Genomic DNA, 15,827 nt, shown 5'->3' with positions numbered 1-15,827 from the left:
GCATTCAAGCTCTCTGGAGACAACATGACCCCTGCTGAACAAGCCCTGCGCGACGCCGCGTTCGAGTATCACCGCACGCCCTCGCGCGGCAAGATCGCCGTCACCCCCACCAAGCCCCTGTCCAACCAGCGCGACCTCTCGCTGGCCTACTCCCCCGGCGTGGCCTACCCCTGCCTGGCCATCGAGGCCGACCCCGCGATGGCGGCCGAGTACACCTCGCGCGGCAACCTCGTGGGCGTGGTCACCAACGGCACGGCCGTGCTCGGCCTGGGCGACATCGGCCCGCTGGCCGCCAAGCCCGTGATGGAAGGCAAGGGCTGCCTGTTCAAGAAGTTCGCCGGCATCGACGTGTTCGACATCGAGCTCGACGAGAAGGACCCGGACAAGCTGGTCGAGATCATCGCCTCGCTCGAACCCACGCTGGGCGGCATCAACCTCGAGGACATCAAGGCACCCGAGTGCTTCTACATCGAGAAGAAGCTGCGCGAGCGCATGGGCATCCCGGTGTTCCACGACGACCAGCACGGCACAGCCATCATCTCGGCCGCCGCCCTGATCAACGGCCTGGAGCTGGTGGGCAAGGACATCGGCTCGGTCAAGCTCGCCGTCAGCGGCGCGGGCGCCGCCGCCATCGCCTGCCTGGACGTGATGGTGGGCCTGGGCGTGGCGCGCGACAACATCTTCGTCTGCGACTCCAAGGGCGTGGTCTACGAAGGCCGGCCCGGTGGCTACGACGAGTCGAAAGCGCGCTACGCGCAGAAGACCGACAAGCGCACGCTGGCCGACGCGGTCGACGGCGCCGACGTCTTCCTGGGCTGCTCGGCTCCGGGGGTGCTCACGGCCGAGATGATGAAGACCATGGGCCCCAAGCCCATCGTGCTCGCCCTGGCCAACCCCGAGCCGGAGATCCGGCCCGAGCTGGCCAAGGCCGTGCGGCCGGACTGCATCATCGCCACCGGCCGCAGCGACTACCCGAACCAGGTCAACAACGTCTTGTGCTTCCCGTACATCTTCCGCGGCGCGCTCGACTGCGGCGCCACGCGCATCACCGAAGAAATGAAGCTGGCCTGCGTGCGCCAGATCGCCGAGCTCGTGAAGAGCGAGACCAGCGAAGAAGTGGCCAACGCCTACGCCGGCCAGGACCTGAGCTTCGGCCCGGACTACATCATCCCCAAGCCGTTCGATTCGCGCCTGATCCTGCGCATCGCGCCGGCCGTGGCGCAGGCCGCCGCCGATTCCGGCGTGGCCACGCGGCCCATCACCGACATGGACGCCTACCGCCAGCAGCTGGGCCGTTTCGTGTACCAGACCGGCATCCTGATGCAGCCGATCTTCAACGCGGCCAAGGCCTTGCCGAAGAAGCAGCGCGTGGCGTATGCCGACGGTGAGGACGAGCGCGCGCTGCGCGCGGCGCAGATGGCGATCGACGACCAGCTCGCGCTGCCGATCCTGATCGGGCGCCCGGCGGTGATCGAGGCGCGCATCGCCAAGGCCGGCCTGCGCATGAAGCTCGGGCAGGACGTGCAGAACGTCAACCCGGAAGACGATCCGCGCTTCCGCCAGTACTGGGAGCACTACCACCAGATCATGGGCCGCCACGGCGCGACACCCGAGGTGGCCAAGGCCGCCGTGCGCCGGTCCAACACCATCATCGGTTCGCTGATGCTGTCGCTGGGGGATGCGGATGCGCTCATCTGCGGCCTGGTCGGCGGCTTCATGACGCACCTGGAGCGCATCGACAACGTGCTGGGCCGCCGCCAGGGCGCGGGCCTGTACGCCTCGGTCAACGCGCTGATGACGAACCGGGGCCCGGTCTTCATCGCCGACACGTACGTCAACGAAACGCCGTCGGCCGAGGAGCTGGCCGAGATCGCGTGGATGGCGGCGCAGGAAGTGCAGCGTTTCGGGCTGCCGCCCAAGGTGGCTTTCCTGTCGCACTCCAGCTATGGGTCGAGCAAGCGCGCTTCCGCTCGCAAGATGGCCGATGCGCGCGACCTGTTCGTGGCGGCGCACCCCGAGATCGAGTGCGACGGCGAGCTGCACGGGGACGCCGCGCTGCAGCCCGAGATCCGCGCCGCCTACCTGGCCGAGACCACGCTGACGGGTTCGGCGAATCTGCTGATCTGCCCGAACCTGGATGCGGCCAACATCCTCTACAACGTGATGAAGACGACCACCAGCGGCGGCGTCACCGTCGGCCCCATCCTCATGGGCGCGGCCGGCACGGTGCACATCCTCACGCCGGCGGCCACGGTGCGGCGGGTGCTCAACATGACGGCGCTGGCGGCGGCCAGTGGTGTGGTGAAGAACTGAGTCTTCTCGCTTGTGTTTGGGAAGGGGCGCCTCGGGCGCCCCTTTTTTCGCCTGCACCTCGCGGGCCCAGGGACGCCCGGCACTCTGCTCCGCGGGTGTCCCCCGCCCCGGCTTCGCCGGGGCTCCTCCTTTACCCCGCTGCGCAGAGCGCCGGGCATCCCTGGGCCGAAGTGATGTAGGCACACCCACCCTCGGTCTTTCAATCGCGAGCGCCTGGAGGTCGTTGGTGACGAGGGGGTGTGGCGCAGCGACGTAAAGGAGGAGGAGGACCGGCGCAGCCGGTCCGGGGGACAGTCGCGGAGCCACGCCCCCTCGGCGCCGGCGACCGGTGCCACAGGAAAGCGAATCACCCGTGAAACAAGCCAGCCGCCGGTCCGAAACCGGGTTTCCCCTAGGCCGAGCCCAATTCGACAGTACACATAATCTGTATACAGTTTTGCATGCATTGAAGCCGAACCACGCCCCTCAAGGAGACCCCCATGTCCACCTCCGTCCACCCGGTTGATGAAGTCCTGCCCCCCGGCAAACTCACCGCGCTCGGCCTGCAACACGTGCTCGTGATGTACGCCGGTGCCGTCGCGGTCCCCCTCATCGTGGGCCGCGCGCTCAAGCTCAGCCCCGAGCAGGTGGCCATGCTCATCTCCGCCGACCTCTTCTGCTGCGGCCTCGTCACGCTGATCCAGGCCCTGGGCGCCACCCAATGGTTCGGCATCAAGCTGCCCGTGATGATGGGCGTCACCTTCGCCTCCGTCGCCCCCATGGTCGCCATGGCCAACACCAACCCCGGCATCCAGGGCGCGGGCCTCATCTTCGGCTCCATCATCGGCGCGGGCATCGTCTCCATCCTCATCGCGCCCATCGTCAGCCGCATGCTGCGCTTCTTCCCACCCGTGGTCACCGGCACCATCATCGCGGTCATCGGCATCAGCCTCATGCGCGTGGGCATCAACTGGATCTTCGGCAACCCCGTCGGCGCCACCAGCCCCTTCGTCCCCAACACCGAGCACATCACCTGGCTGCACACCGTGAACGAGGCCACCGCCAAAGGCCTGGTGCCCGACATGCCCAAAGGCCTGTCCATCGCCAGCAGCGTGCCCAACCCCGCCTACGCACAGCCCGCCCACATCGCCATCGCCGCCATCGTGCTGGCCGCCATCCTGCTCATCGCCAAATACGCGCGCGGCTTCATCGCCAACATCTCGGTGCTGCTGGGCATCGTCGTCGGCGCCGTGGTCGCCGCCGCCACCGGCCTCATGACCTTCGAGAAAGTCAAACACGCCAACTGGTTCGATGTGGTGCTGCCGTTCGAGATCGCCATGCCCATCTTCGACCCCATCCTCATCCTGACCATGAGCCTGGTCATGATCGTGGTGATGATCGAATCCACCGGCATGTTCCTCGCGCTGGGCGACATGACCGACCGCAAGATCGACCAGAAGGCCCTGACCGCGGGCCTGCGCACCGATGGCCTGGGCACGCTCATCGGCGGCATCTTCAACACCTTCCCCTACACCAGCTTCTCGCAGAACGTGGGCCTGGTCGGCGTCACCGGCGTCAAGAGCCGCTTCGTCTGCGTGGCCGGCGGCGTCATCCTCATCGTGCTGGGCCTGCTGCCCAAGATGGCGGCGCTGGTCGAGTCCCTGCCCACCTTCGTGCTGGGTGGCGCGGGCCTGGTGATGTTCGGCATGGTGGCCGCCACCGGCATCCGCATCCTGGCCGGCGTGGACTACAAGGGCAACCGCAACAACCTCTTCATCGTGGCGGTCTCGATCGGCTTCGGCATGATCCCGCTGGTCGCACCCAACTTCAAGATGTGGATGCCGCACGCCATCCACCCCCTGATCGAGTCCGGCATCCTGCTGGCCTCCATCAGCGCGGTCGCGCTCAACCTGTACTTCAATGGCAGCCGGGGCGACACCAGCGCCGCCATCGAAGCGGCCAAACACGCCGAGGCGCACTGAGCGCTTCGCCCGCGCCCTTTCGACAAGGCCCCTTCGGGGGCCTTTTTCATGCGCGCACCGCGCCCGGACATGGTGCAAGCCCCGATGTGGTGCGCACCATTCAGGGTTAGTCTCGATGACGCACCGAACGTCTCGAACAAGAATCTGTATACAAATTCTGTGCTCAAAAGGCGCCCCGGCGCCTTTTTGCCGCCCACGCTTTGCTGGCACCTTTATTGCTGATGACAAGGCATGCCCGGGTGACAGCTGAGCACCCCCCTGCAACCCCGCCCATCACAGGAGAACCCATGAACAAGCGCCACCTCATCAAGATCACCGCTGCCCTGGCCGCGGCCGCCGCCTTCGGCAGCAGCGCCCACGCGCAGACGCCGATCAAGTTCCAGCTCGACTGGCGTTTCGAGGGTCCTGCCGCGCTGTTCCTGCAACCCGCCGCCAAGGGCTACTTCAAGGCCGCCGGCCTGGACGTGACGATCGACTCCGGCAACGGCTCGGGCGGCACCGTCACCCGCGTGGCCTCGGGCAGCTACGACCTGGGCTTCGCCGACCTGGCCGCGCTGATGGAATTCCACGCCAACAACCCGGAAGCGCCGAACAAGCCGGTGGCCGTGATGATGGTCTACAACAACACGCCGGCCGCGGTGCTCGCGCTCAAGAAGAGCGGCATCACCAAGCCCGCCGACCTCAACGGCAAGAAACTTGGCGCCCCGGTGTTCGACGCCGGCCGCAAGGCCTACCCGATCTTCCAGAAGGCCAACAACCTCTCCAACGCGAACTGGACTTCGATGGACCCGCCGCTGCGCGAAACCATGCTGGTGCGCGGCGACATCGACGCCATCACGGGCTTCTCGTTCACCTCGCTGCTCAACCTCGAGGCGCGCGGCGTGAAGACCGAGGACGTGGTCATCATGCCCTTCGCCGATCACGGCGTGAAGCTGTACGGCAACGTGATCATTGCCTCGCCCAAGATCATCAAGGAGAACCCGGCTGCCGTGAAAGCCTTCCTGACCGCCTTCGCCAAGGGCGCCAAGGAAGTCATGGCCAACCCGGCCGCCAGCATCGATACCGTGAAGGCGCGCGACGGCATCATCAACGTGCCGCTGGAAACCCGCCGCCTGGTGCTGGCCATCGACTCCGTGGTCGCCAGCCCCGACGCGCGCAAGGAAGGCTTCGGCCAGGTCAACCCCGGCCGCCTCTCGCTGATGGCCTCCCAGGTGTCGGACGCCTACGGCACCAAGACCCGCATCGACCCGGCCACGATCTGGAACGGCTCCATGCTGCCCTCGGCCGCCGAACTCAACGTGCTGCCCCCCGCCAAGAAGTAAGAACGGCCACCGGCCGCCAGCCCGCGGCCCCGGCCAGCCACCCCACGGCGGCTGGCCTTTTTTTCAGGAAGACGACCCCATGCAAGACCCCTCCAGCGACCAGCCCTTCGTCGATTTCGACCAGGTCTGGCTGGCCTACAACGAAGACCTGCTGGCCCAGAACGTCTTCGCGGTGGAAGACATCAACCTCAAGGTCAAACGCGGCGAGTTCATCGCCATCGTCGGTCCCTCGGGTTGTGGCAAGTCCACCTTCATGAAGCTCACCACCGGGTTGAAGATGCCCAGCATGGGCAAGATCCGCATCGACGGCCAGCCCGTCACCGGCCCGCTGAAGATCTCGGGCATGGCCTTCCAGGCGCCCTCGCTGCTGCCCTGGCGCACCACGCTGGACAACGTGCTGCTGCCGCTCGAAATCGTCGAGCCCTACCGCAGCCAGTTCAAGGACCGGCGCAAGGAATACGAGGAACGCACGAAGAAGCTGCTGGCCAGCGTGGGCCTGGGCGGCATGGAGAAGAAGTTTCCCTGGGAGCTCTCGGGCGGCATGCAGCAGCGCGCCAGCATCTGCCGCGCGCTGATCCACGAGCCCAAGATGCTGCTGCTCGACGAGCCCTTCGGCGCGCTCGACGCCTTCACCCGCGAGGAACTCTGGTGCACGCTGCGCGACCTGTGGGAGGCGCAGCGTTTCAACGTGATCCTGGTCACGCACGACCTGCGCGAATCGGTCTTCCTGGCCGACACGGTGTACTGCATGAGCCGCAGCCCGGGCCGCTTCGTGGTGCAGCGTGAGATCCCGATCCCGCGCACGCGCGACCTGGAGGTGACCTACACCAAGGAGTTCTCCGACATCGTGCTCGAGCTGCGCGGCCACATTGGCGCCATGCGCAAGGCCGGCACCGTCATCAACCAATAAGGAAGCGGGAGTCAAAGAACATGCAACAAAAACACCTGGAACGATGGTCGCCGTTCCTGCTGCTGCTGGCCATCGTCATCCTCTGGGAAATCATCACCCGGGGTTTCGGCGTCTCGGAATTCATCTTTCCGAGCCCTTCACGCATCTGGGAGCAGACGCTGGAACACAAGGTCACCATCCTGGGCCACGCCTGGCGCACCTACTGGGTGACCATGGCCGGGTTCGGCATCGCCATCGTGGTCGGTGTGCTGCTGGGCTTCCTCATCGGCAGCTCGCGCCTGGCGTATGCGGCGGTCTATCCGCTGATGACGGCGTTCAACGCCCTGCCCAAGGCGGCCTTCGTGCCGATCCTGGTGGTGTGGTTCGGCATCGGCGTGGGCCCGGCGATTCTCACGGCCTTCCTGATCTCGTTCTTCCCCATCATGGTGAACATCGCCACCGGCCTGGCCACGCTGGAGCCTGAGCTGGAGGACGTGTTGCGCGTGCTGGGCGCCAAGCGCTGGGACGTGTTGACCAAGGTGGGCCTGCCGCGCTCGATGCCGTATTTCTTCGGTTCGCTGAAGGTGGCGATCACGCTGGCCTTCGTGGGCACGACGGTGTCGGAGATGACGGCGTCGAACGAGGGCATTGGTTATCTGCTGATCTCGGCGGGTTCGTCGATGCAGATGGGTCTGGCCTTCAGCGGTCTGCTGGTGGTGGGCGTGATGGCGATGGCCATGTACGAGCTGTTCAGTTTCATCGAGAAGCACACCACGGGTTGGGCGCACCGCGGCTCGCAGAGCGCATGAGTCCGGAACAGGTGGCGAAGCACCTGCGCCGCGCCAACGGGGTGGCACGGCGTGCGGCGGGCATGGGCCGGCATCCGTTCGGGGCCTTGCTGGTGGCGCCGGATGGGGAGACGGTGTTGGCCGAGCAGGGCAACATCGACACGGTGAACCACGCGGAGTCGACGCTGGCCCGCGTGGCGGCCGACAACTATCCCGGCGAGTACCTGGCGCGCTGCACGCTGGTGACGACGTTCGAGCCTTGTGCCATGTGCACGGGCACGCTGTATTGGGCCAACATCGGGCGCGTGGTCTATGGCGCGAGCGAGGAGGCCTTGTTGGCGTTGACGGGCAGCCACGAGGAGAACCCCACTCTGTCGCTGCCCTGCCGGGAGGTTCTTGCGCGGGGGCAGAAGGTCATCGAGGTCATCGGGCCTGTGCCCTCGCTGGAGGCCGAGATGCTGGAGCCCCATCTGGGGTTCTGGGCGTCTCGCTGAGTTTTTCTCCGGCCGACGGCGGCCATCGGCGAGAGGGGAATGGCTCCGCGGATGTCCCCCGGGTCGGCTGCGCCGCCCTCCTCCTTTACTCCGCTGCGCCATTCCCCCCTCGCCGATGGCCTAAGGGCGTTCGGTCTGTTTTCGCGCCAACGTCACGTCGGCCTCGTGAGCGGGTGGCGTTCTGCGCAGCGGGGTAAAGGAGGAGACCCGGCGAAGCCGGGTCGGGGGACACCCGCGGAGCAGAGCGCCGCCCGCTCACGAGGCCCGCGAGGCAGCAGCGAGAAAGACTACCGATGCACCTCCACCTCCCCAGCAGAGGAAAGCAGGGCCATCAACCGCCGGCGAATCAGAATCCCGGGCCGATCGGAGTCCATTGAAAACTCCACCCCACGCCGCCGCAGATCCACCACCGCGTCCGGGTCGGTGGACTCGAGAATGTCCTTGTCCTCCCGCGTGATCTCATCGTCGAAGTCGATCAGCATCTGCGCCGGACAATCCGCCTCCGTGTCGTTGCGAAACAGCCATTGGCACAACTGCATGCGCCCATCGTCGATCGGCGTGAACGCATTGATGATCACGTGGCGCACCCCACTCGGGTACTCGATGTCCAGCCGCCGCGAAAACGGCTGGTAGTAGGCGTTGCGCATGTGCCGCTGCGTGATCGCCTCCTTCACCCCGCTGATGCGCTGGAATTTCTCCGGGTTCACCGCGTCGATCACCGTCTCGGCATAAAACCCGGCCTCGTTCTCCACCAGCTCGTACTTGCTCGGCGCCGGCGACGCCGCCACACCGAAAGTCGCGCGGTGCACGAAACTGAAGTGCGAGTTGTCGAACGAATTCTCCAGCGCGCGCACCGGGCTCGTGTGCCAGGTCTCGTAGAACTGGAAGATCGTGCGCCAGCCCTCCGCCTCGAACTCCGGAATCGCGGGAATCTCCGCCACCGGATCCTCCAGCGCCACCCACGCATAGCCATGGCGCGCCGTGCAGTGGTAGGCCGTCGTGCCGTAGTCCTTGGGAATCTCGCGCTCCGGCGGGTACTGCGGAATGTTGATCACGCGGCCGTGCCGGTTGTAGACCCAGCCGTGGTAACCGCACTGGAGGTTGCCGTTCTTGCACCAGCCCTTGCTCAGCTTCGCGGTGCGGTGGCAGCAACGGTCCTTGAGCGCGGCCGGCTCGCCGTGTTCGTCGAGAAACAGAACGATGTGTTCGCCCAGCAGGGTAAAGGGCTTGGGGCCGTCGGCCAGCATCGACAGCGGCATGACGGCGTGCCAGTAACGGCGGAAGACGGGTTGTTGGGTGACCAGCATGGTGAAGGCGCTCCTGAAAGAAATGGCTTGAGGGTGGGGTCTCAAGAGCAATTTCCCGCCCCGCATTGCACGGGGTTGAACGCTTCTACTCTGGCCCTGCATGCTAGCAAAAGGCAGGCCACATCGGGTTGGCATGCCTCGTGCATACCCGCACCTCGCAGAGTAGAAGCGTTCAGCAGATGGTGCCCCCACACCGCCCGCCCGGAAATTGCTCTTGTACGTCTCCCGTGGCCACTCACATGGCCTGCGGGAGTGGAACAAGCCCACCGTCCGGAGCCTTGCCATGCAACGCCGTCACTTCCTCGCTTCCTCTTCCGCCGCCGCCGTCTCGGCCCTCGCCGCCCCCACCGTCTGGGGCCAGGCCTCACCCAAGCTCACGCCCGTCAAGTTCACGCTGGACTTCCGCATCACCGGCCAGACCTCGCCCTTCTTCCTCGCCCAGAGCAAGGGCTACTACAGGGACGAAGGCCTGGACGTGAGCATCGACGTGGGCTCCGGCTCGGTCGCCTCCATCACGCGCATCGCCAGTGGCGTCTACCAGATGGGCCTGGGCGACATCAGCTCGCTGATCGAGTTCCAGGCGACCCAGAGCGGCACGCCTTTGGTGCAGGCCGTGTACCAGTACTACAACCGCGCACCGTTCGCGATCATTGGCCGCAAGGACCGGGGCATCACCACCGACTTCCGCAGCCTCGAAGGCAAGAAGATCGCGGCCGCCGCCGTCGAGTCCACGCGCCGCGCCTGGCCCATGGTGGCGCGCAGGCTGCGCGTGAAGAACGACCTCTTCCAGTGGTCCACCACCGACTTCGCCTCGCGCGACAACGTCGTCGTGCGCGGCGACGTGGACGGCGCCACCTACTTCCACGACTCCGCCGTCTCGCTGTTCGCGCGCATGAAGCTCGACGAACTCTCCATCCTCGAATACACCAGCGCCGGCGTGAACCTGTACGGCAACGCCATCCTCGCGAGCAACGCCATGATCACGCAGAACCCCGCCGCCGTGGCCGGCTTCCTGCGCGCCACCAACCGCGCCATCCAGGAGAGCATGGCCGATCCGGTCGCCGCGATCGCCGCCACCAAGCTGCGCGAGCCCATCCTCAACGAAGCCGTCGAACTCGAGCGCTGGCGCATCACGCAGCGCTACATCGCCGCGGCCGACACGCGCAGCCACGGCCTGGGCGATGTCTTCAAGCGCACGCTGGAACAACAGGTGGACGAGGTCGTCGACGTGTTCGGCCTCAAGGCCCGCCCCAGCGTGGAAGGCGTGTTCAACCGCGCCATGCTGCCGGCCGCCGGCGACCGGGTGCTCAAGGCATGACGACGGCCACCCTGAACGAGCGCGACGGCGCCTACCTGCGCCAGGCCATCGGCTGGGCGCGCGTGGCGCGCGAGCGGGGCAACCGCCCTTTCGGCGCGGTGGTGATCGCCGGCGACGGCCGCGTGCTCGCCGAGGCCTGGTGCAACACCGGCGAGACCGGCGACTGCACCGGCCACGCCGAGACCAACGCGGTGCGCCAGCTCAGCCCGGTGGTGGACCGCGAGACGCTCTCGCGCGCCACGCTCTATTCCTCGGCCGAACCCTGCGTGATGTGCGCGGGCGCGATCTTCTGGAGCAACATCGGGCGCGTGGTGTTCGGCATCGACGCGGTGAGCCTGCGCGTGTTCCGCGGCGAGCGCGCCGAGCAGCGCGATGCCGAGCTGTCGTGCCGCGATGTGTTCGCGGCCTCGCCGCACCGCATCGAGTGCATCGGCCCCGCGCTGCTGGACGAGGCGAGCGAGCCGCACCAGGGCTTCTGGAAAACCTGAGCGCACCGGAGCGCCCCGTAAACTCCCCGCATGCCCTGGCACGCCCAACTCGACCTGAACTACCGCCGCGACGACGCCCAGCGCACCGTGCTGCAGCACGCCCACACCGGGCCGCTGCGCATCCTCAAGAGCCTGTACCCCGAAGGCGAGGGCATCTGCCACAACGTGGTGGTGCACCCGCCCGGCGGGCTGGTGGGCGGCGACGTGCTGGACCTGCGCGTGCGCGCGGGCGCCCAGGCGCACGGCCTGCTCTCCACACCGGGCGCCACGCGCTTCTACCGCTCGGACGGCCCGGCCGCCACGCAGCAGGTCACGCTCGCGCTGGAGGCCGGCGCGCGGCTCGAATGGCTGCCGCTCGAAGCCATCGCCTACCCGGGCTGCCTGGCGCACAACACCCTGCGCGCCACACTCGCCGAAGGCGCCGAGCTGATCGGCTGGGACGTGTGCGCCCTCGGCCTGCCCACCGCCGGCCAGCCCTTCGATCGCGGCCACCTCACCCAGCACCTGGAGATCCCGGGCCTGTGGCTGGAGCGTTCGCACATCGACGCGGCCGACACCCGCCTGCTCGAATCGCCCCTGGGCCTGGCCGGCCAGCGCTGCCTGGGCACGCTGTGGCTGGCCTGCGGCAGCCCGCTCGCGCGCGAGCGGCGCGAGCACCTGCTGGAGACCGTGCGCGCGCACCTGGACGGTGACCTCCAGGGCGTGCAGGCCGGCGCCACCTGCCCCAATCCGCAGATGCTGGTGCTGCGCGCGGTGGCGCCGCTGGTGGAGCCCTTGATGGCGCTGTTCCAGCGCGTCTGGGGCGGGCTGCGCACCGAGGCCTGGGGCCTGTCGGCGGTGCCGCCGCGCATCTGGCGCGTCTGACCCGCCCCAGGCTGGGGCGGCGACCGTTCGTCTGCTGCCCGAAAAGCACCGGAATCGCCACCCTCTTCTCCCCCTCATGGTGCGTGGCGCTGGGCAGAATCCTGACATTGCCCCTTTTGCGTCCGCTCATGCCTTCCGCACCCAACCAGCTCCACGACGCCCATGCGCTCGTGATCGAGGGCAACCTGCAATCGCGCTCCATCCTCGTCGCCCAGCTGCGCGACCTGGGCGTGGGCACGGTCGTGCAGTGCTCGCGCCTGACCGACGGGCGCCGCAAGCTCGAGATGGCGAGCTTCGACGTGGTCATCTGCGAACAGCGTTTCGAGCGCGAGTCCGGCTCCGGCCAGGACCTGCTGGACGACCTGCGGCGCAACCAGCTGCTGCCCTTTCACACCGTGTTCGTGATGCTCACGGCCGAGGCCTCCTACGCCAGCGTGGCCGAGGCCGCCGAGTCGGCGCTGGACGCCTACCTGCTCAAACCCCACACCGCCTCGCGCCTGGCCCACCGCATCGTGCAGGCGCGTGTGCGCAAGCAGTCGCTGCAGGACATCTTCAGCGCCATCGACGCGCAGGACTTCGAGCGCGCCGCCAACCTGTGCCAGACCCGGTTCGAAGCGCGCCAGTCCTACTGGCTGTACGCCGCGCGCATCGGCGCCGAGCTCATGCTGCGCGGCGGCCGCGTGGACGAGGCCCAGACCCTGTATCAGGCCGTGATCGAGGCCAAGACCCTGCCCTGGGCCCGCCTGGGCGTGGCGCGGGCCCAACTGGAAAACGGCCAGCCGGCCAAGGCCGTGACCACGCTGGAGAGCCTGATCCGCGACGACGACGCCTACGCGGACGCCTACGACGTGATGGGCCGCGCCCAGTTCGAGCTGGGCAACTTCCAGAGCGCGCTCACCACCTACGAGATGGCCACGCGCCTCACGCCCTCGTCCATCAGCCGCCTGCTCAAGCACGGCATGCTGGCCTACTACACCGGCGAGCGCAGCGAAGGCGTGGAGCTGCTCGACCGCGCCACGCGCCTGGGCCTGGACTCCAAGATGTACGACGCGCAGGCCCTGTTGCTGCTGGCCTTCGCCCGGCTCGACAACAACGACGCGCGCGGCCTGCAGCGCACGGTGGACCAGCTCACCCGGCTGCGCGACCGCAGCCACGCGCCCGCGCGGCCACACCGCCTGCTGGCCATGGCCGAGAGCCTGCTCGCGCTGCAGCAGCAGAACACCACGCGCGCCGTCGACGACGTGCGCCGCCTGACCGACAGCGTGCTCACGCCCGACTTCGATTTCGAATCCGCCTGCAACCTGCTCGCCCTGATGGGCCGGCTCGCGATGCGCTCCCTGCCCATGCAGGACGCCGAAGGCGCGGTGGACCGGCTCGCGCTGCGTTTCGGCACCAGCCGCGCCATGACCGAGCTGCTGGCCTGCGCGGCCGGCAGCGATGCGGGGCATGCCGAGCGCATCCGCGCCGCCCACGGCCAGGTGCTGCGCATCTCGCAGGACGCCATGGCCCTGAGCCTCAAGGGCGACCCGCAGGGCACGGTGCAACAGCTGCTCGAAGCCGGTGAACGCACCGGCAACGCCAAGCTGATCGAGTCCGCGCACCAGGTGCTGCAGCGCCACAGCGAGCGCATGGACAGCTACCCGGCGCTGCAGGAACGCGTGGAGGCGCTGCGCGCGCTCTACCGCACCACCGCGCCCATCACCCGCCTGGGCGAGCACACCAGCAGCGGCCAGACCCCGCCGGGCGGCGTCTCGCTGTCGGCCGGCTACAAGCCGCCCAGCCCCGAAAGCCTGACCGGCACCACCGCCCAGCCCGCCGCCTGAGCGCCTCAGAGCTCGCAGAACAGGCGCACCACCTGTTCGCGGAACCAGCGGTTGTCCGGGTCGCTCTCGAAGCGGTGGCTCCAGTGCAATGAGACGGTGAAGTTGCAGTCCACGAACGGCGGCTGCACCATCACGCAGCCACCCGAGGCGACAAAGCCGCGCGCGATGTTGCCCGGCATCACCACGCAGAGGTCGGTCGCGCTCACGATCGAGGGCAGCACCATGAAGTGCTCGGTGGTCAGGCGCAGGCGGTCCTGCAGGCCGGTCTGCTCCAGGATGCGCAGCGTGTCGCCGTGCGAACGCACACCCACGAACTCCAGCTTCTGCAAGGCCTTGAGCTGCGCCGCCCCCTTCAGGCGCTTCAAGGGTGCATGCATGGGATGGCCGGCGCGCATCAGCACCACATAGCGGTCGCGCAGCAGCTCGGTGCGCTGCGTGTCCTTCACCAGCGGCAGGAAACCGAAGGCGAAATCGATCACCCCGGTGTCCAGCGCATCGGCCAGCTGCGCGTGGGCCACCGGGCGGCTGGCCACGCGCACACCGGGCGCGAGCTGTTGCAGGCTGACCATGAGCTCGGGCAGGAAGCGGTTCTCGCCGATGTCGCTCATGTGCAGGCGGAACAGCCGGCGCGAACGCTGCGGGTCGAAGCCGGTGGACTCGTTGATCGCCTGCTCGACGATGGCCAGCGCGTTCTGCACCGCGCCCGCCAGGCGCTCGGCGCGCGGCGTCGGTTTCACGCCGCCGGGCGTGCGCACGAAGAGCGCGTCCTCCAGCAGCAGCCGCAGGCGGCCCAGTCCGTGGCTCGCGGCCGGCTGGGTCAGGCCCACCTGCTCGGCGGCGCGGCTCACGCTGCCGGCGCGGTAGATCGCCGCGAACAGGCGCAGCAGGTTCAGGTCGATGTCGTTGATATGCATGGCATTGATATTTGATATCCCCTTGATCTTATTGCCGAATATGTCACAGACCGTGAAACTCCGCGACTCAACAACAAAACCCACCGGAGACAAGATGAACAAGAGGACCACCCTGACCTGGCTGGCCGCGGCCGCCGGCCTGTGCGCCCTGGCCGCCCTGCCCGCCCACGCGGCAGACCCCACCGAGATCCGCATCGGTTACGCCATTTCCAAGACCGGTCCCTACGCGGGCGGCGCCAGCACCACCGTGCTGCCGAACTACCAGCTGTGGCAGCAGGACCTGGAAAAGTCGGGTGGCATGCTCATCAACGGCAAGCGCGTGCCGGTCAAGTTCGTCGAGTACGACGACCGCAGCAGCTCCGAAGAAGGCGTGCGCGCCGTCGAGCGCCTGGTCAACCAGGACAAGGTCGACTTCATCCTGCCGCCCTGGGGCACGGCGATGAACCTCGCGGTCGCGCCCATCCTGGACCGCCACGGCTACCCGCACCTGACCACCACCATGATCACGGACCGCATTCCGCAGCTGCGCGAACGCTGGCCCAACACCTTCTTCTTCACGCTCACCTCCACCGACTACGCCAACGGCGTCATCGACCTGCTCACGCGGCTGCGCAGCGAGGGCAAGATCAAGGGCGACGTGGCCATCGTCAACGTGGCCGACCAGTTCGGCGTGGAATTGTCCAAGGCGGCGCGCGACGGCCTGAAGAAGGGCAACTTCAACGTCGTCTACGACCAGAGCTACCCGCTGGGCTCGCAGGACCTGCAGTCCATCCTGAACGAAGTCAAGCGCCGCGACCCCGAGGTCTTCCTGGCCTTCAGCTACCCGCCCGACACGCTGGCGCTGACCGACCAGGCGCGCGCCGTGGGCTTCAACCCCAAGCTGTTCTACACCGCCATCGGCACCGTGTTCCCGGTCTTCAAGGACCGCTTCGGCGCCAACGCCGAAGGCGTGCTGGGCCTGGGCGGCGTGAGCCCCGAACTGCCGGTGACCAAGGCCTACCGCGCCCGCCACCTGGAAGTCTTCAAGAAGGAAGCCGACTACAACGGCAGCGCGGTGACCTACGCCACGCTGCAGGTGCTGCAGCAGGCGATCGAGCGCGCCAACAGCATCGAGCGCAAGGCCGTCTCGGCCGAAATCGGCAAAGGCGGCTTCAACACCGTGATCGGCCCGGTCACGCTGAAGAACCGCATCTGGAGCGAGGCCTCCTCGGTCGGCCAGTGGCAGAACGGCCAGTTCCAGCCGGTCTCGCCCGCCAATGCCATCGGCGTCAAGCCGGTCGCGCTGCCCAAGCCGGCCTGGAAACAGTAACGCGTCACACCGCCCGCACGGCACCGCCCGAACCACG

The 15,827-nt window shown here is 67.7% G+C and carries 13 protein-coding genes; 11 read left to right on the top strand and 2 right to left on the bottom strand.

Annotation, left to right across the window (positions count from 1 at the left end; translation table 11 throughout):
• Window positions 1-24 precede the first annotated feature (24 nt).
• The 6 genes from AC1Q9M_RS21855 to AC1Q9M_RS21830 all read left to right on the top strand — a co-directional run bounded on the left by AC1Q9M_RS21855 (window position 25) and on the right by AC1Q9M_RS21830 (window position 7,767).
• Complete coding sequence (locus AC1Q9M_RS21855) at window positions 25-2,313, top strand: NADP-dependent malic enzyme (RefSeq protein ID WP_492435742.1); 2,289 nt, start codon at window positions 25-27, stop codon at window positions 2,311-2,313.
• Between the two features lie 479 nt (window positions 2,314-2,792).
• On the top strand, window positions 2,793-4,274 hold the full coding sequence (locus AC1Q9M_RS21850) for a nucleobase:cation symporter-2 family protein (protein WP_382155812.1): 1,482 nt from the start codon (window positions 2,793-2,795) through the stop codon (window positions 4,272-4,274).
• A 287-nt stretch (window positions 4,275-4,561) separates the two neighbouring features.
• On the top strand, window positions 4,562-5,596 hold the full coding sequence (locus AC1Q9M_RS21845; RefSeq protein ID WP_382321257.1) for an ABC transporter substrate-binding protein: 1,035 nt from the start codon (window positions 4,562-4,564) through the stop codon (window positions 5,594-5,596).
• Window positions 5,597-5,675: 79 nt separating this feature from the next.
• Window positions 5,676-6,506, top strand: coding sequence for an ABC transporter ATP-binding protein (locus AC1Q9M_RS21840; protein ID WP_492435739.1), 831 nt, complete (start codon window positions 5,676-5,678; stop codon window positions 6,504-6,506).
• A 20-nt stretch (window positions 6,507-6,526) separates the two neighbouring features.
• A complete protein-coding gene (locus AC1Q9M_RS21835) occupies window positions 6,527-7,294 on the top strand; it encodes an ABC transporter permease (RefSeq protein ID WP_291120841.1) in 768 nt (255 codons plus the stop codon).
• Window positions 7,291-7,767: a nucleoside deaminase gene (locus AC1Q9M_RS21830; RefSeq protein WP_382321258.1), complete on the top strand. Its 477-nt coding sequence runs from the start codon at window positions 7,291-7,293 to the stop codon at window positions 7,765-7,767. The genes AC1Q9M_RS21835 and AC1Q9M_RS21830 overlap by 4 nt, the downstream gene beginning before the upstream one ends.
• A gap of 287 nt (window positions 7,768-8,054) precedes the next feature.
• On the opposite strand, the gene AC1Q9M_RS21825 is transcribed toward AC1Q9M_RS21830, so the two are convergent.
• Window positions 8,055-9,074, bottom strand: coding sequence for an aromatic ring-hydroxylating dioxygenase subunit alpha (locus tag AC1Q9M_RS21825; RefSeq protein WP_382321260.1), 1,020 nt, complete (start codon window positions 9,072-9,074; stop codon window positions 8,055-8,057).
• Between the two features lie 283 nt (window positions 9,075-9,357).
• Here AC1Q9M_RS21825 and AC1Q9M_RS21820 point away from each other — a divergent pair, with 283 nt between their 5' ends.
• From AC1Q9M_RS21820 to AC1Q9M_RS21805, 4 genes are all read left to right on the top strand, one after another.
• Window positions 9,358-10,392 (top strand): ABC transporter substrate-binding protein, encoded by a 1,035-nt coding sequence (locus tag AC1Q9M_RS21820; RefSeq protein ID WP_382321262.1) that lies wholly within the window; start codon window positions 9,358-9,360, stop codon window positions 10,390-10,392.
• On the top strand, window positions 10,389-10,880 hold the full coding sequence (locus AC1Q9M_RS21815; protein WP_382321264.1) for a nucleoside deaminase: 492 nt from the start codon (window positions 10,389-10,391) through the stop codon (window positions 10,878-10,880). The genes AC1Q9M_RS21820 and AC1Q9M_RS21815 overlap by 4 nt, the downstream gene beginning before the upstream one ends.
• Window positions 10,881-10,910: 30 nt before the next feature.
• Window positions 10,911-11,744 (top strand): urease accessory protein UreD, encoded by an 834-nt coding sequence (locus tag AC1Q9M_RS21810; RefSeq protein ID WP_382321267.1) that lies wholly within the window; start codon window positions 10,911-10,913, stop codon window positions 11,742-11,744.
• A 128-nt stretch (window positions 11,745-11,872) separates the two neighbouring features.
• The gene (locus AC1Q9M_RS21805) at window positions 11,873-13,567 is read left to right on the top strand and encodes a tetratricopeptide repeat protein (protein ID WP_444687200.1); all 1,695 of its coding nucleotides are present in this window, start codon (window positions 11,873-11,875) and stop codon (window positions 13,565-13,567) included.
• Between the two features lie 5 nt (window positions 13,568-13,572).
• On the opposite strand, the gene AC1Q9M_RS21800 is transcribed toward AC1Q9M_RS21805, so the two are convergent.
• On the bottom strand, window positions 13,573-14,481 hold the full coding sequence (locus tag AC1Q9M_RS21800; RefSeq protein WP_382155780.1) for a LysR family transcriptional regulator: 909 nt from the start codon (window positions 14,479-14,481) through the stop codon (window positions 13,573-13,575).
• A 94-nt stretch (window positions 14,482-14,575) separates the two neighbouring features.
• Here AC1Q9M_RS21800 and AC1Q9M_RS21795 point away from each other — a divergent pair, with 94 nt between their 5' ends.
• Window positions 14,576-15,790 carry an amino acid ABC transporter substrate-binding protein gene (locus AC1Q9M_RS21795; RefSeq protein WP_382155778.1) on the top strand — a complete coding sequence of 405 codons (1,215 nt, stop codon included), beginning with the start codon at window positions 14,576-14,578 and terminating at the stop codon, window positions 15,788-15,790.
• Window positions 15,791-15,827: the final 37 nt, after the last annotated feature.

It is taken from the genome of Hydrogenophaga sp. GW823-FHT04C09 (assembly GCF_058796355.1).
The sequence above is the reverse complement of the archived record's forward strand: the minus strand, read 5'-3'. Positions and strand labels throughout refer to the sequence as shown.

Coding starts and splice junctions, on each gene's coding strand:
- AC1Q9M_RS21840 (WP_492435739.1), top strand. CDS start 5,676: ATGCAAGACCCCTCCAGCGACCAGCCCTTCGTCGATTTCGACCAGGTC.
- AC1Q9M_RS21815 (WP_382321264.1), top strand. CDS start 10,389: ATGACGACGGCCACCCTGAACGAGCGCGACGGCGCCTACCTGCGCCAG.
- AC1Q9M_RS21805 (WP_444687200.1), top strand. CDS start 11,873: ATGCCTTCCGCACCCAACCAGCTCCACGACGCCCATGCGCTCGTGATC.
- AC1Q9M_RS21850 (WP_382155812.1), top strand. CDS start 2,793: ATGTCCACCTCCGTCCACCCGGTTGATGAAGTCCTGCCCCCCGGCAAA.
- AC1Q9M_RS21845 (WP_382321257.1), top strand. CDS start 4,562: ATGAACAAGCGCCACCTCATCAAGATCACCGCTGCCCTGGCCGCGGCC.
- AC1Q9M_RS21830 (WP_382321258.1), top strand. CDS start 7,291: ATGAGTCCGGAACAGGTGGCGAAGCACCTGCGCCGCGCCAACGGGGTG.
- AC1Q9M_RS21825 (WP_382321260.1), bottom strand. CDS start 9,074: ATGCTGGTCACCCAACAACCCGTCTTCCGCCGTTACTGGCACGCCGTC.
- AC1Q9M_RS21820 (WP_382321262.1), top strand. CDS start 9,358: ATGCAACGCCGTCACTTCCTCGCTTCCTCTTCCGCCGCCGCCGTCTCG.
- AC1Q9M_RS21855 (WP_492435742.1), top strand. CDS start 25: ATGACCCCTGCTGAACAAGCCCTGCGCGACGCCGCGTTCGAGTATCAC.
- AC1Q9M_RS21800 (WP_382155780.1), bottom strand. CDS start 14,481: ATGCATATCAACGACATCGACCTGAACCTGCTGCGCCTGTTCGCGGCG.
- AC1Q9M_RS21795 (WP_382155778.1), top strand. CDS start 14,576: ATGAACAAGAGGACCACCCTGACCTGGCTGGCCGCGGCCGCCGGCCTG.
- AC1Q9M_RS21810 (WP_382321267.1), top strand. CDS start 10,911: ATGCCCTGGCACGCCCAACTCGACCTGAACTACCGCCGCGACGACGCC.
- AC1Q9M_RS21835 (WP_291120841.1), top strand. CDS start 6,527: ATGCAACAAAAACACCTGGAACGATGGTCGCCGTTCCTGCTGCTGCTG.